General features: G+C 67.9%; 13 protein-coding genes. 5 read left to right on the forward strand and 8 right to left on the reverse strand.

Features of this window, described 5'->3' with window-relative positions:
• Positions 1 to 100 precede the first annotated feature (100 nt).
• Positions 101 to 961: a class I SAM-dependent methyltransferase gene (locus H7I57_RS08445; protein WP_264022966.1), complete on the forward strand. Its 861-nt coding sequence runs from the start codon at positions 101 to 103 to the stop codon at positions 959 to 961.
• Between the two features lie 5 nt (positions 962 to 966).
• Here H7I57_RS08445 and H7I57_RS08450 read toward each other — a convergent pair whose 3' ends face one another.
• The gene (locus H7I57_RS08450) at positions 967 to 1,974 is read right to left on the reverse strand and encodes an Acg family FMN-binding oxidoreductase (RefSeq protein ID WP_264022968.1); all 1,008 of its coding nucleotides are present in this window, start codon (positions 1,972 to 1,974) and stop codon (positions 967 to 969) included.
• Between the two features lie 290 nt (positions 1,975 to 2,264).
• On the opposite strand from H7I57_RS08450, the gene H7I57_RS08455 reads away from it, so the two are divergent.
• On the forward strand, positions 2,265 to 2,711 hold the full coding sequence (locus H7I57_RS08455; protein WP_264022970.1) for a pyridoxamine 5'-phosphate oxidase family protein: 447 nt from the start codon (positions 2,265 to 2,267) through the stop codon (positions 2,709 to 2,711).
• Positions 2,712 to 2,730: 19 nt separating this feature from the next.
• On the opposite strand, the gene H7I57_RS08460 is transcribed toward H7I57_RS08455, so the two are convergent.
• Genes H7I57_RS08460 through H7I57_RS08470 form a run of 3 tightly spaced genes read right to left on the reverse strand, consistent with a single transcriptional unit; the run spans position 2,731 to position 7,007 of the window.
• Entirely contained in the window at positions 2,731 to 4,434 is a 1,704-nt protein-coding gene (locus H7I57_RS08460) for a SulP family inorganic anion transporter (RefSeq protein WP_264023026.1), read from the reverse strand.
• A 42-nt stretch (positions 4,435 to 4,476) separates the two neighbouring features.
• Positions 4,477 to 5,217, reverse strand: a complete 741-nt coding sequence (locus H7I57_RS08465) for a universal stress protein (protein WP_264022971.1) — start codon at positions 5,215 to 5,217, stop codon at positions 4,477 to 4,479.
• Between the two features lie 59 nt (positions 5,218 to 5,276).
• Positions 5,277 to 7,007, reverse strand: coding sequence for a GAF domain-containing sensor histidine kinase (locus H7I57_RS08470; protein WP_372510150.1), 1,731 nt, complete (start codon positions 7,005 to 7,007; stop codon positions 5,277 to 5,279).
• A 139-nt stretch (positions 7,008 to 7,146) separates the two neighbouring features.
• On the opposite strand from H7I57_RS08470, the gene H7I57_RS08475 reads away from it, so the two are divergent.
• Positions 7,147 to 8,253: a 3-oxoacyl-ACP synthase III family protein gene (locus tag H7I57_RS08475; RefSeq protein WP_264022972.1), complete on the forward strand. Its 1,107-nt coding sequence runs from the start codon at positions 7,147 to 7,149 to the stop codon at positions 8,251 to 8,253.
• Complete coding sequence (locus tag H7I57_RS08480; RefSeq protein ID WP_264022973.1) at positions 8,237 to 9,121, forward strand: 3-oxoacyl-[acyl-carrier-protein] synthase III C-terminal domain-containing protein; 885 nt, start codon at positions 8,237 to 8,239, stop codon at positions 9,119 to 9,121. The genes H7I57_RS08475 and H7I57_RS08480 overlap by 17 nt, the downstream gene beginning before the upstream one ends.
• On the opposite strand, the gene H7I57_RS08485 is transcribed toward H7I57_RS08480, so the two are convergent.
• From H7I57_RS08485 to H7I57_RS08500, 4 genes are read right to left on the reverse strand one after another with little or no spacing between them, the layout of a single operon-like run.
• Positions 9,112 to 10,071, reverse strand: a complete 960-nt coding sequence (locus H7I57_RS08485) for a 1-phosphofructokinase family hexose kinase (protein ID WP_264022974.1) — start codon at positions 10,069 to 10,071, stop codon at positions 9,112 to 9,114. The genes H7I57_RS08480 and H7I57_RS08485 overlap by 10 nt on opposite strands.
• A gap of 38 nt (positions 10,072 to 10,109) precedes the next feature.
• Entirely contained in the window at positions 10,110 to 12,155 is a 2,046-nt protein-coding gene (locus tag H7I57_RS08490; RefSeq protein ID WP_264022975.1) for an erythromycin esterase family protein, read from the reverse strand.
• A 50-nt stretch (positions 12,156 to 12,205) separates the two neighbouring features.
• The gene (locus tag H7I57_RS08495; RefSeq protein WP_264022976.1) at positions 12,206 to 12,490 is read right to left on the reverse strand and encodes a DUF1876 domain-containing protein; all 285 of its coding nucleotides are present in this window, start codon (positions 12,488 to 12,490) and stop codon (positions 12,206 to 12,208) included.
• A 58-nt stretch (positions 12,491 to 12,548) separates the two neighbouring features.
• Positions 12,549 to 12,983, reverse strand: coding sequence for an Hsp20/alpha crystallin family protein (locus tag H7I57_RS08500; RefSeq protein WP_264022977.1), 435 nt, complete (start codon positions 12,981 to 12,983; stop codon positions 12,549 to 12,551).
• 230 nt (positions 12,984 to 13,213) lie between these two features.
• Between H7I57_RS08500 and H7I57_RS08505 the strand changes: the two genes are divergently transcribed.
• Positions 13,214 to 13,918: an SRPBCC family protein gene (locus tag H7I57_RS08505; RefSeq protein WP_264022978.1), complete on the forward strand. Its 705-nt coding sequence runs from the start codon at positions 13,214 to 13,216 to the stop codon at positions 13,916 to 13,918.
• Positions 13,919 to 13,923: the final 5 nt, after the last annotated feature.

Raw genomic sequence — 13,923 nt, forward strand, 5'->3', positions numbered from 1 at the left:
GTGGAAGCGGGTGTTGCGGATACCATCACTGGTAGTGCTCACCGAGCGGAGCAGGAACTCGACCCCGCCCGTTCACCAACGAGATTCGAGGAGTACGGCGATGAACCCAGCCGACGCCGCCGAGACGTCACAGCAGGACAGGGACGCCGACCGGCAACTCAAGGCCAAACACCGGGCACTCTGGGCGTCGGGTGACTACTCCGCCGTGGCCGCGGAACTCATTCCCGAACTCGGGCCGCGCCTCGTTCCGGCCTGCGGGGTCCGGAACGGGCAACGGGTTCTCGACGTCGCGGCGGGTTCCGGCAATGCAGCCATTCCCGCCGCCGTCGCGGGGGCGGACGTCACCGCCGCCGACCTGACGCCCGAGCTGTTCGAGGCCGGTCGCGCCGCCGCCGAACACCGCGGCGTCACGCTGGATTGGGTCGAGGCCGACGCCGAAGCGCTGCCGTTCAACGATGACAGCTTCGACGTCGTGATGTCTTGTGTCGGAGCGATGTTCGCGCCCCACCACCAGGAGACCGCCGACGAGATCGTGCGGGTGGCCAGGCCCGGCGGGACCATCGGGATGATCAACTGGACACCGGACGGCTTCATCGGCAACCTCTTCGCGACGATGAAGCCCTACGCCCCGCCACCGCCGCCGGGGGCGAGTAGCGCGCCGATGTGGGGCGATGAGGATCATGTGCGAGAGCTGTTCGGCGACAAGGTCACCGATCTGGCGGTGGGCCGCGAGACCGTCCTGATGGATCACTGTGCGACGCCACAGGAGTTCCGGGAGTACTGGAAACGCAATTACGGCCCCACCATCGCGACCTACCGGTTCAACGGAGGCGATCAGGATCGGATCGCGGCGCTCAACCGCGACTTCCTGGCTCTGCTGGAGGACTGGAACCAGTCGACCGAGGCCGGCCGCACGGCGTACTCGGCCGAATATCTCGTGGTGACGGCGACCAAGCGCTGAGCCGACTACACCCCGTCCCAGCCGCCGAGCGGTGAGCCGTCGAGGCGAGTCACCCGCTCGTGGAGCGGCCGTCGCGGAGTGGCGGGCAGCGGGTCGGCGTCGGGCGGTGCCCAACCCACGCGCACCAGCATCTGCGGGAAATACCGTTCGTCGAAGATCTCCGACCTCACCATTGTCCGGGTTTCCGCGACCTCCAGCACCTCCGACACCGGGCAGGTCGCCAGTCCCCTGGCGCTCGCGGTCAGCAGCGCCAGGCTGGTGGCCTCACCGGCGCGCAGCCTGCTGAGATCGTCGTCGGCGGAGGTACCGAGCGCCAACAGGACGCCGTGGTCGAACTCCGGCGGCGCTTGCGGTGGCTGATCCAGCGCAGTGCCCGCGAAGACGCGCGAGGGTACCGCCGCCCGGGGGTCGGATTCGGGAATGTTGCGCGCCGGCACCCCGGCGGCCGCCGCATAACGGCCACTCCACATCGTCAACTCCTCGGCATAGTCCGGGTCGAACGCGTGCTCCCACACCGCCTGGGTCAGGACCGCCTTGAAGTCCGTGGTCGTCTCGACGCGGCGCAGCGACACGCCCATGCGCGCGACGCGGGCACCCATCCAGGCGATGTCGCCGAGGTCTACCGGACGTGAGGTGAAGTTGCGCCGATCGGTGCGCCGCTTGGCGATCGCGGCCGCCAACTCGATGTCGGTCTCGCCCGCCGCGTGGCGGTGCAGCGTGATCGCGGCGAGGTGGTCGGGGTCGTCCGGATTGGGGAATCGATGGATTTTGGCCTGCCAGCCGAGGGCCGCCAGCGCGACCACCGCGTGATTGAGGCTGGCGCCGCAGCTGATCATCAGTTCCCGGCGATCGGGATCGGTGTGTGGCAGGTGCAGGGACCGGTCGGCGTGCAGGTGCAGGCTGTGCGGTCCCACCCGCCAGAGCCACGGTTGGGAGTTGTGCACCGAGGGGGCGCGGGTCGCCAGGGTCAGTGCCGCACGAAGGGTGATGTCGTCGGGAAAGTGTGCGGTCATGACGGTGTCATCCTTCGTGTGGTCTCATCAGCGCTGAACTCCTTCGAGTCTGCGGCCGGCCGGCGCGCGTCCGACAGAGACGGAAGTCCCCTGTCGCCGGGACCTATGACCGGCCGCGAACTGGCTGTTCATCTGCCGTTGGGCGCCGTCTGACATGGTTACCTCGGTCCCCCGCATGGGGGGACTACGCCTCACCCGGGGCGCACCGTGGTTGGGTAGCGTGATCGTCAACGGCCCGGAGACCGACGGGACGCCGCCCAGTAGACGATGCCAATGAATTGGGGTACGCCGTGAGCAATGACCCGCCGTCTGCCGAGAAACCGGTGACGATTCTTCCCGAAAGCGAGTGCTGGCAACTTCTCTCCCGCGTTCCTCTGGGCCGGCTGGTGACCAGCGCCGACGGTCACCCCGAGATCTTTCCGGTGAACTTCGTCGTCCAGGACCGCACGATCCTCTTCCGCACCGCAGAGGGGACGAAACTCGTCAGCAGTGCCATCAACAACAACGTCCTGTTCGAGGCCGACGACCACGATGCGACCGAAGGGTGGAGCGTGATCGTCAAGGGGGTCGCCCGCAGCGTGCACACCGATGACGACATCGACAGAGCCGAGCACGCCCAACTCCTCCCGTGGACCGCGACGGTCAAGGATCACTACGTCCGGGTCCTTCCCCGGCAGGTCACCGGTCGCCGCTTCCGATTCGGTCCCGAGCCGGGACGCGAATTCACCGTCGTCTGAGGTTCCGTTCGGCGGGCGGTCACTCCTCGGGGACGCGCCACTGTCTGAACGCCGCGACGGCGGTGGGCAGGGTCGGGTGGATGTTCTCGGGCCCGATGCGGTCGAGCAGGCCGGCCGACTTCAGCGCCTCTCGCAGATCCTGCTTGACGCGTGCCATTGCGAAGAGCACGCCGCGCCTGCTCAGTTCCACCCGCAGGCGCTCCAGCGCATCCAGCGCCGTGAGATCGACCTCCGAATTGGCTTCGGCGTTGAGAACGAACCACTGCACCGGTGGCGGGTAGGCGTCCACGGCTTCCAGAGCGCGTCGGCGGAAGTCCTCGGCGTTGGCGAAGCACAGTGGTGCGTCGTAGCGGTACACCACCAGGCCCGGCACCAGCTCTGCCTGCGGGTAGTCGTCGATGTCGTGCATGCCGGGAAGGCCGGGCACGAATCCGAGCACGCTGTCGTGCGCCCTGGCCACCCTGCGCAGCAGGTCGAGGATGGACATGGCGACGGCGACCAGCACGCCGTACAGCACACCGAAGCTCACGACCGCGGCCGTGGTGGCGAACGCGAGAATCAACTCGCTGCGGCGGAACCGCGCCAACCGGCGGAACTCGGAGACATCGATCAACTGCAGTGCCGCGACGAAGACCAGCGCGCCCAGCGCCGCGAGGGGTATCGCCGCCATGACGTTGCCACCAAGCGTCAGGACGACGAGAACCACACCGAGGGAGGTCAGCGAGAAGAGCTGGGTCCGGGAACCCAGCGCGTAGGCGATCGCGGTGCGGCTGCCACTCGAACTGACGGGAAACCCTTGCGTCAGCCCCGCGCCGAGGTTGCACACCCCGAGAGCACGCATCTCGGCGTTGGCGTCGATCTCCTGGCCGCTGCGCGCCGCGAAGACACGGGCGGTGACGACATTGTCGGAGAACGCCACGATGGCGATGCCGGCGGCGGGAAAGATCAGGGCCACCAGGTCGTCGAGTCCGAGGAGCGGGATGTCGACGTCCGGGAGGCCCGACGGGACGGATCCGACCACCGCGATCCCCCGCGACTCCAACGACCACACCACCACCACGACCGACGCCAGGACAACGGCGATCAGGGGTCCGGGCAGCCGTTTGTTGCCCCTGGCCAACGCAAGCTGGACTGCGATCGCGGCGCTCGCCAAAGCCAGCGTGGGCCAGTGCACCTCGGCGAGGTGGGTCGCGAAAGAGGACACCTGCGAGATGAATTCGCTTCCCGACACCTCTGTCCCGGTGATCTTGCCGAGCTGGCCGGCGATCATGACCAGCGCGATGCCGGCCATGTAGCCGACCAGGATCGGCCGCGACAGCAGGTTCGCCAGGAACCCGAGCCGCACCAGCCCGCCCAGAAGACAGATGGCACCGACCAGTAACGCGAGCGCGGCCGCCGACGCGGCATAGCGCCCGGCGTCGCCGGCGGCGAGCGGCCCGAGCGTGGCCGCGGTCATGGCCGTCGTGCTGGCCTCGGGTCCCACCGACAACTGGCGGGAGGACCCGAGCACGGCGTACACCGCCAGTGGCACGAGGGTCGCCCACAGCCCTGTCACCGGCGACAGCCCGGCGAGCGTGGCGTAGGCCATCGCCTGGGGAACCAAATACGCGGCGACCGTCAGACCCGCCGTCAGATCGGCGCGCAGCCAGTGTCTCTCGTACCGCTGGAACTGCCCGAGACCAGGGAGCAGGTAGGCAGTTCCCGAGAGCCACCGCGTGCGCATGGCTCGTGACGTCGAGCCTGTCATCGGGTCGGCACCACGGCGTCAGTGGCGGACCAAGAGCACAGAGCAGTCGGGGTAACCCAGGATCGGGTGGCAGTTCGGGACCTCGAGGTCGGCGATCTGCTCGGCGTCGGCTTGGCCGACCACGGCCAGCTGCACGGTTTGTCGGCTCTGATGCGACTCGCTGTACGCTCTGCCGCTTCCGGCGGCGATGGTCTCGACATGCACGTCGGGAAATCGGCGGATCCAGCTGTTGAGGCGCCGATCCACTTGGCGCACGGTCGCGTCGCGCAGCCGCCCCTCCTGCATCGCCAGATGCACAAGGGTGTCGTTGTCCGGATCATCGTCGAGGACAACCGAAACCACGCCCGCGTCGCGGGCCGAACCCGATGCGTCGGACCGGATCAGCGCAACCGGACAGTGCGCGCCCACGGCGAGCGCGGCGGCGGTCGGACCGAAAAGCCGTCCGTGGAGTCGGTCGCGACTCGGGACGCCGATACAGACCATGTGCGAGTGACCCGATTCGGCGGTGAGGACCTCTCCGGCATCCCCGACGATCCGCGCCGACTCGAACCGGACGGGCCTCCCCGCTCTGGTCACCTCCCGCTCGGCCGACGACAACACCGGGTCGGGGCACGCCGAACGCTGCCCGCCGGGCACCGCATGGATCAATCGAAGCGGAGCGTCACGGTACTCGGCCTCGGCCACCGCCCATCGGACGGCGTTGAGCGCTGCGCGTGAGCCATCGATGCCGACCACCACCGGCTTCGAATCACTACCCATGGCTGCACCGTAACCCTCGCCAGGACGGCGGGTAAGGGTCTTTGGTCGCCGGGCCGCCGCTACGGCAGCGGGGCACTCCATTTCAACACCGTGCCGCCCTGCGGCGAGTTCTCGATGCTGAAGGTTCCGCCCACGTCCTGGGCGCGGCGGCCCAGGTTCGTCAGGCCGCTACCGGTGATCTCGTCGGGTATGCCCCTGCCGTTATCGGTGATCTCGATGTACAACTCGTCCTCGACCAGCACGCTGACCGCCAGCGTGCTCGCCCTGGCGTGCCTGACGGCGTTGCTGACGGCTTCGCGGACCACTGCCTCGGCGTGGTCGGCCAACGCGGCGTCGACGACGGACAGCGGACCGACGTACTGCACGGACGTGCGGAGTCCAGAACCGGCGAACTGCTCGACGGCCTCGTCCAGTCGTTGCCGGAGCCGGGTGGCCCCCGACGACGCGCCGTGCAGATCGAAGATCGCGGTGCGGATCTCCTGGATGACCTCCTGCAGGTCGTCGACGCATCCCATGAGTCGCTGTTGCACTTCGGGTGAGCGGGCCCGCGGAATCGTCCCTTGCAGGGCGAGCCCCACGGCGAACAGCCGCTGGATGACGTGGTCGTGGAGGTCGCGGGCGATGCGATCACGATCGGTCAGGATGCTCAACTCGCGCATCTGGCGTTGCGTGCTCGCCAGCTGCCACGCCAGCGCGGCCTGGTCGGCGAACGCGGCCATCATGTCGAGTTGCTCGTCGGTGAAGGGTTGCCCACCGGCGGGCCGGAGGGCGACGAGGACGCCGGCAACCGCGTCGGTGGCCCGCAGCGGCAGCACCAGCGCCGGACCGGTCACCAGACCCTCGCCGAGGTCGATCCCGTCGAACCGCCCCGGGGTGCGCTGAACGAACGCGTCACCGACCACGGTTCCCTCGACGGCAATCGTGTGCAGGTCCATGGCCGGACCGTCGCCGGCCGTCGCCGAGACGACCAGTTCGGTGGTCTCGCTGGCAGGCGCGTCGGGGTCCACCGGCACCACCACGAAGGTGCGATCCGCACCGCTGAGGGCTCGGGACTCGTCGGCGACCAGACGGAACACCTTGGCCGGATCGGTGCCGGACAGCAGTTCGGTGCCGATGTCGCGGGTGGCTTCGATCCACGACTGGCGGGCTTTGGACTGTTCGTAGAGGCGCGCGTTCTCGATCGCGATGCCCGCTGCCGCGGCGAGCGCCTGGACGAGTACCTCGTCGTCCTCGCTGAACGGCAGCCCGCCCGCCTTCTCGGTCAGATACAGATTGCCGAACACCTCGTCGCGGATCCGTACCGGCACCCCGAGGAAGGTGCGCATCGGCGGATGGTTCGCCGGAAAGCCGACCGATGCGGCGTGGTGGGAGATGTTGTCCAGCCGGATCGGCTTGGGGTCGTCGATCAACACCCCCAGCACGCCGCGGCCCTCGGGGAGGTGCCCGATCTTCTGGCGCAACCCCTCGTCGATGCCCTCGTAGATGAACTCCACGAGTTCGTGGTCGTGCCCCCGGACGCCCAGCGCCCCATATCCGGCGTCCACGAGGTCGATGGCCGTGTGCACGATGGTGCGCAGTGTCTCGTCGAGTTCCAGTCCGGCGGTGACCACCAGCATGGCTTCGACGAGGCCGTCGAGCCGATCACGGCCCTCGACGATCTGCTCGACGCGATCTTGAACTTCCTTGAGCAGTTCACGTAACCGCAGCTGAGACAGGGTGTCACGCATTGGATGCGCGCCCGAATCAGCGTTGGACCTGCCCCTGGTCACGACGACAGTCTGACACCCCATCCCTGCGCCGCGCGAGTGTCTGGCGATTCCGGTGCGGTTGCCGCGCACCCGTCTGTGGTGTAGCGCAGGGTCCAAGGTCCCCGGCCCTCCGCCCGAAGTCCTCTATCGGGGCTGCGCACCGCACGGTCACGATGTGGCGATGACCCGGACACAGTGGCTGCTGATGGAGCCCCCGGGCGGGCAGGACTCCGCACCGTTTCGCACCCGTCTGGCCGGGGCGGGACGCCACCTGCCGCCGACGCACCTGAGCACCTCGGAGCTGATGTCGAGCACCCGCCATCGCACCCGCATCGATCTGGAGAGGTTGACCGGGATTCGCGAGCGGCGCATCTCGGTCGGTGACGAGGATTCGTACAGCCTCGCCACCGCGGCGGCGTTCGACTGCCTCGACAAGGCGCAACGCGCGGGGTCATCGGTGGATGTCGTCATCAGCTGCAGCATCACGAAGTTTCACGGCGGCCTGACGCAGTGGTTGGAGCCGACGATGAGCCGCGCCGTCGCGACCGCGATCGGGGCGCCTGACGCGCAGACGTTCGACCTGTCGAACGCGTGTGCCGGAATGCTCACCGGTGTCACGGTGGCCAACAACTGGATCCGGCAGGGACTGGCCGAACGCGTGCTTGTGGTCAGCGGCGAGTACATCTCGCAGCTCGGCCAGAACGCGGCCAGGCACATCCGCAACATCGTCAGCAAGGAACTGGCCTCGCTGACCCTCGGCGACGCGGGGGCGGCACTCCTTCTCGAACGCGCCAACGCGGGATCGGGGGGCATCGAGCTCGCCGGCTTCACGACAGTGGCGGACTACAGCCGCCTCTGCCTCGGCTATCCCAAGGGCGACGAGCCAGGCGCCCGAATGTTCACCGATGCCAGGGGAATTCATCGAGCGGCGATGGCGAACACCCCGTTGCTGCTGCACGAGGTGCTCGACGCCGTCGGCATCTCGATGCACGACATCGATCACGTGATCACGCATCAGACCTCGGCGCGCGCGATCCGCAAGGGGATGGCCAAGGTGTCCGAGTCCTTCGGGGAGGGCCCGCGCCACGATGCTGTGATCACCGTCGACCGTTACGGCAACACCGCGTCCACGACGCACACCGTTGCCCTCGTCGAGGAACTCGAGGCGGGGCACATCCGGGCCGGGGAGACCATCGCGCTCATCGCGCTGGCCTCCGGGCTGGAGATCGGTGTCCTGCTCGTGACGTTGGACGAGGAACTGGTGGGTCGCTATGGGCACGGTAATTGAACGGGTCGCCCTCACCGAGGGCGGTTGGCTCACCCGGCGGAGTGCGCTGAGGCTTGCGGTGAAGTCGGCCAAGGACTGTCTGGAGCGCGCCGGGCGCGACCCCGACGACGTGGAGCTTCTGGTCAACGCCGGGATCTACCGCGACCGGAACCTGGGCGAACCGGCCATGGCGGCGATGATTCAGCAGGACATCGGCGCCAATCCGGAAGATCCCCACGCAGGCGGGCAGGGAACGTTCTCCTTCGACATCTCCAACGGCACCTGCGGAGTGCTCACCGCGCTGCAGATCGTCGACGGTTTCCTGAGGTCCAGAGCAGTCGACTGCGCACTGGTGGTGGCCGGTGACGCCGATCCCGGCCACGGGATGAGCGACGATTTTCCGTTCTCACCCGCTGGGGCGGCACTGTTGTGCGACTGGTCCGACAGCGACGACGGACTCGAGCGCATTCACTGGGTCAGCATTCCCGATGACGGCGAGACCTTCAATGCCACAGTGGGACTCATCGACCACCACAATGTGCTTCGCTTCGCTGCGGCCGACGACAAAGACGAGAGGTTCGCGGCGGCGGCGGCTGGGGCCGTCGATGCATGTCTGCGCGGATCGGCGCTCACGCTCGATGAGGTGGATGCGATCGTCGCCGCCCCGGCGCACAGTGCATTCCGCGCTGCCCTTGCCGGCCGCCTCGGCATACCCGCGGCGCGTGTCACCGTCGCCGACGACGCCGGGCTGCACACCGCGTCGTTGGCTGCCGCCTTCGAACGCGCGGCCGGTGGCGTCAGACACGGCGGACTCATCCTCCTCGTCGCCGCAGCCGCCGGAATCACCGCCGGTGCCGGGTTATACCGTCTCCCTGCATCTCAGGTGTGAAGAGCATCGACGTCTTCCGGGTCGGGGACGAGCCGCAGGAAATGCTCCACCTCTTCGCGGGTGCAGGCGACGGTGCCCGGCGTCAGCAGCATGGCGGCCCCGGCGGCGATTCCGAAACGCACCGCTTCGGGCAGCGGCCGTCCTCGGCTCAGGCCGACCACGATCGCGGCGACCATCGCGTCTCCGGCACCGACGCCGCTCACCGGGTGGACCGGAACGGCCGAGAATCGTTGACTGTGGTGTCCGATCGCGAGCAACGCACCCTGCGAACCCAGCGATACCACTACCGATTCCGCGATTCCCCGGTTGACGAGTTCATGAGCCGCAGCCAGTTGGTCGGCTTCGGTGGCCAGGTCACGGCCGACGCATTCCCGCAGTTCACGCAGGCTGGTCTTGAGCAGGAAAACCCCGTTTTTCACGTGCGTGAGACCGCCGCCGGAGGTGTCCAGGATCAGCGGCACACCGACCTCGCGGCACACGTCGGCCACCTGCTGGTACCAGTCCGGCGGCACGCCGGGCGGAAGGCTCCCACTGGCCACCACGAATTTCGCCGTGGCCGCCTCGCGCCGCACTTCCTCGAGGCACTGGGCTTGTTCAGCGGCGCTGAGCCGTGGCCCGGGAAGCACGAAGCGGTATTGCTTTCCCGTGCTGGTTTCGTTGACGGTGAAGCTCTCTCGCGTGGGATTGGCGATCTCGATGCGCCGCAGCGGCACACCGGCGTCATGAACCAGCTGGGTCACGAGTTCGCCGGTGGGCCCTCCGGCAGGGTATATCGCGGATACCGAGGCGCCGAGGACATGGGCGATGCGCGCGACGTTGATGCCACCGCCTCCCGGGTCGTAACGTGAACCCGCGCATCGAACCTTGTCGGTGGGACGGACGACGTCGGCGTCGGTGGTGATGTCGAGTGCCGGGTTCATCGTCAAGGTGACGATCGTGGGGGACGGCATGCGGGGCGTGCTCCGTTCGTTGAGCCGACTCTGCGGTGTCACAGACCGGTCGGATACGTCTCCGGCCTCTCACCCTCCGACCATGAGCTTGTCACCTCGAGCGGTTCCAGCGCCCGCGTCCTGTCGATGTGGATGATCGCATCGAACTGTTCACCGGGGCGGACGTGGTAGTAGTGGCTTTGCCTCTCGGTCGCCGGCAGATAGATCACGCCGATCGCCCGTCCCAACCTGACGGCATCCAGAGGTTCGCTGACAGCGTGACTGATCGACGCGGCGACAAGGAATTCCGGCCTGCCGGTTTCGTGGAACAACTCCTCGACGCTGCCGTTCAGCGCCGGCCGGACCAGTTTGTGTTCCGCGATCCCGCCCCACTGGCTGGCAGCGGTGACGGCGCCCGAATACGTGGTAAATCCGATCAACCGGGAATCCTGGCCGTAGCGCTCCCGTGCCAGCTGCCCCAAAGTCAGCTGTCCGTCGGAGCCCACTTCCGTGGCACGGGCATCACCGACATGGGAATTGTGCGCCCACACGACGATTCGGGCCGGCTCCGAGCCTCCGTGGCGATCCATGTGAGCCAGCAGGGCGTGCAACGTCTGGGCCATGTGCTGATCTCGGAGGTTCCATGACGTGACGCGACCGCCGAACATCGCACGGTAGTACACCTCCGCGTTGCGGACGGTCTGCGCATTCTGCTGGGCGTAGAACACCTCGTCCTCGGTGAGCAGGCCGTCCCGGCGCGCGTAATCCAGCGCCTTGCGCTGTATGTCGAGCAACTGATCGATTGCCTGGCGCTCGCACGACAGTCCAGCGCCGAAGGCTGCGGCGAACCCGTAGGCCTGACCGTCGTCGGCCGAGGTGTGGTCGAAGCACGCATATCGGTCTCTGGCCCGCGCTGCCGCGACCGGATCGACGTTGTCGAGGTAAGCGATCACTTCCTGCATCGATCGGTGCAGGCTGTAGAGGTCCAGGCCGTAGAAGCCCGTCTGCTCACCGCCGATCTCCCGGCGCTGTCGGTTGTGCCCGTGCAGCCAGTCGACGAAGTCGCGCACCACGACGTTGCGCCACATCCACGCCGGGAAGCGCTCGAATCCGCTCAGCGCCTCGGTCGCCGTCCGGTCGTCCCCCAGCCCGCGGACGTAGCGGTTCACCCGGTACGCGTCCGGCCAGTCCGCCTCGGCGGCGACGGCACCGAAGCCCTTCTCCTCGATGAGCCACTTCGTGATCGCGGCCCGCGCCTCGTAGAACTCGTGGGTGCCGTGCGAACTCTCACCGATCAACACGATCCGTGCATCGCCGATGATCTCTTCGAGGGCCTCTGCCGGCGGTACGCCACCGGGAGCGTCGACCGCACAGCGATCGACCACCTCGGCAGGGGTTTCTTTGATCCGGATCCGCGCGGTCGCCACGCCTACCGTCGGAGTGCCGAGATAGTCGCGGACTTCTTCGTCACTGACCTGCTTGAAGTCCCAGAACGACTCCCCCACCGCGAGGAAGGGCGTCGGCATCGTCGCGCATACGACGTCGTCGACCAGACCGGCGAACTCACGGATGGTGGACTCCGGAGCCGCAGGCACCGCGATGACGATCTGGGCCGGCTCCGACTCCCGCAACGCCTGCACCGCGGCCAGCATGCTGGCGCCGGTGGCGAGCCCGTCGTCCACGAGAATCACTGTCTTGCCTGCGACGTCGATCGGCGGGCGACCGCCGCGGTAGGCCGCTTCGCGACGGGAAAGCTCCCGTCCTTCGCGTTCGGCGACATCTCTGAGCTGCTGCGGCGACACCCGCAACGCGCGCAATACGTCATCGTTGACGACGACCCGCCCGCCGCTGGCCAATGCGCCCATCGCGAACTCTTCATGGCCGGGTGCCCCCAGCTTGCGCACGATGAATGCATCCAACGGGACACCGAGGGCAGCGGCCACCTCCCACGCGACGGGGATGCCGCCGCGGGCGAGGCCGAGAACGACGACATCCTCGATGCCGCGGTAGGCGCCGAGTAGATCGACCAACACGCGACCGGCTTCACGCCGATCACGAAAGACCCTCCTAGGCGCACTTCGGGCCGGGCCCTGTGTACGAGTCACCGCTTCTCTCCGTCCCTAGGTTCGCTTGTGTCAGTACAAGGTTCGCTGTGTCAGTACAGGAATGACGCCGGCTCGTGGGTGACGGACTCGATGTCCTCGGCCGCCTCCGCCCGCATCCGCGTGCCGAGGTCGGACAACGCTCGTGCGACTGCGAGTTCGTCGCCGATCTCGGCGATGTCGCGGTCGGCCGGATTCAGTCGGGCCATCCCGACGCCCACCGATTCCCTTTCCCGCCAACGCAGCCGAGCCTTGGCCCGGGTCAGGCCTTCGTGCTCGTCGATCGACACCTCCACCGTCCAGTTCTTCAGGACGTGGTCAGGATGGTCAGTGCTCATCGTTGTTCTCCTGTCCCGGGGTCCCGGAGTGGCAACCACTCCGGGGCCACCGAATCAGCTACTTCGCGGATTCGACCGCTACGCGCTTTGCGGCCGCCGGGACCGCCTCGGCGACGGGCACCGACACGGTGAGGATGCCCTTGTCGTAACTTGCCTTGATGGCGTCCTCGTCGGCGCCCGCGGGAAGTGTGACCGACCGGATGAACGAGCCGTACGAGAACTCGGAGCGCCCGTTCGATTCCTTCTTCTCGCTCCGTTCGGCCTTGATCGTCAACACGCCGTCACTCACCGTGATGTCGATGTCCTTGTCGGGGTCGACGCCCGGGATCTCGGCCCGTACCTCGTAGCCGCCTTCCTTGGTCTCGTCCTCGACCCGGATGATGTGGCTGCCGAACGCGGGCCTCATGCTTGCCCAGGACGGGAACCCTTCGAAGAACTCGGACAGTTCCGGGAAGAACGACCGCGGGCGGTTCTGCGCGGGAACTTTGCTCATTGTGCCTCCTCAGATCTGATGGCTGTATCCCCATCTGACAACCCGATCCGACCACTTTCCGGCCGCCGTCGCTAGGGACGGAAGTCCCGGCCCATCGGGCCCTTGGTCTGCGTGGTGCACGAGATCCCGGAGTGGCGACCCGTGGGTTGTGAGGTGCCCCGCTCACCGACCGCGGCATCAGGGACTACCGGCCCTAGTCCCACCGGCCGGCGCGGGCGCAGAGTGTCGGCATGACTGGAAATGTGGTGCGGCTCGCCGGCACGGCCGCGCTTCTCTATGCGGCCCGCCGGTACTTTCGCAATTGGGGCACCACCAAGGAAGAGTGCGGCATGAACCTGCCCGGGGACGAGTTGATCCGCCGCCCCTCGGTCCAGTCCACCGAAGGCATCTGGATCGACGCACCGCCGACGGCGGTGTGGCCATGGCTGGTTCAGATAGGTCAGGACCGCGCCGGCCTGTACGGCTTCGACAGGGTCGCCAAGCTGATCGGTCTGAGCCAAGCAGACGCGGACCGGATTCATCCCGAGTGGCAGCACCTCGCGCCGGGGGACGCTGTCCGGCTCGCGCCGCAGGGCTGGATGGGTCTGCCCCGCGGGATCACCCTCACCGTCGAGTACGTCGTCGACGACACCACCCTGGTGCTCCGTGGGACCCGGCCGGGGATGCCATGGGAGACCGTGTGGTCCTTCCATCTGCTCCCCCGGCAGCAGGACCGCTGCCGGTTCCTGATCCGCACCCGCACGTCGTTGAGGCACCCCGGCGAAGTCGTCGGGGTCGAGATGGCCGGGCCCGTGACCGCGCTGATCACCCGGGGGTTGCTGCAAGGGATCAAGCTGCGGGCCGAGCAGGCCGCGACACCGATGCGGGATCCGGCGAATGCGGTACTCGGAGGGCCCCTGATCGACGATTCCGGCCCCGAGGCCGGTCCCGCGTGACCACG

Origin of the sequence: Mycolicibacterium pyrenivorans, from assembly GCF_025821625.1 — a bacterium.
GTDB classification, from domain to species: domain Bacteria; phylum Actinomycetota; class Actinomycetes; order Mycobacteriales; family Mycobacteriaceae; genus Mycobacterium; species Mycobacterium pyrenivorans.

Bases quoted from the DNA above. Each gene is read 5' to 3' on its own strand.
- H7I57_RS08445 (WP_264022966.1), top strand. From the start codon at position 101: ATGAACCCAGCCGACGCCGCCGAGACGTCACAGCAGGACAGGGACGCC.
- H7I57_RS08450 (WP_264022968.1), bottom strand. From the start codon at position 1,974: ATGACCGCACACTTTCCCGACGACATCACCCTTCGTGCGGCACTGACC.
- H7I57_RS08460 (WP_264023026.1), bottom strand. From the start codon at position 4,434: ATGCGCACGCGGTGGCTCTCGGGAACTGCCTACCTGCTCCCTGGTCTC.
- H7I57_RS08465 (WP_264022971.1), bottom strand. From the start codon at position 5,217: ATGGGTAGTGATTCGAAGCCGGTGGTGGTCGGCATCGATGGCTCACGC.
- H7I57_RS08470 (WP_372510150.1), bottom strand. From the start codon at position 7,007: ATGGGGTGTCAGACTGTCGTCGTGACCAGGGGCAGGTCCAACGCTGAT.
- H7I57_RS08475 (WP_264022972.1), top strand. From the start codon at position 7,147: ATGACCCGGACACAGTGGCTGCTGATGGAGCCCCCGGGCGGGCAGGAC.
- H7I57_RS08480 (WP_264022973.1), top strand. From the start codon at position 8,237: ATGGGCACGGTAATTGAACGGGTCGCCCTCACCGAGGGCGGTTGGCTC.
- H7I57_RS08485 (WP_264022974.1), bottom strand. From the start codon at position 10,071: ATGCCGTCCCCCACGATCGTCACCTTGACGATGAACCCGGCACTCGAC.
- H7I57_RS08495 (WP_264022976.1), bottom strand. From the start codon at position 12,490: ATGAGCACTGACCATCCTGACCACGTCCTGAAGAACTGGACGGTGGAG.
- H7I57_RS08500 (WP_264022977.1), bottom strand. From the start codon at position 12,983: ATGAGCAAAGTTCCCGCGCAGAACCGCCCGCGGTCGTTCTTCCCGGAA.
- H7I57_RS08505 (WP_264022978.1), top strand. From the start codon at position 13,214: ATGACTGGAAATGTGGTGCGGCTCGCCGGCACGGCCGCGCTTCTCTAT.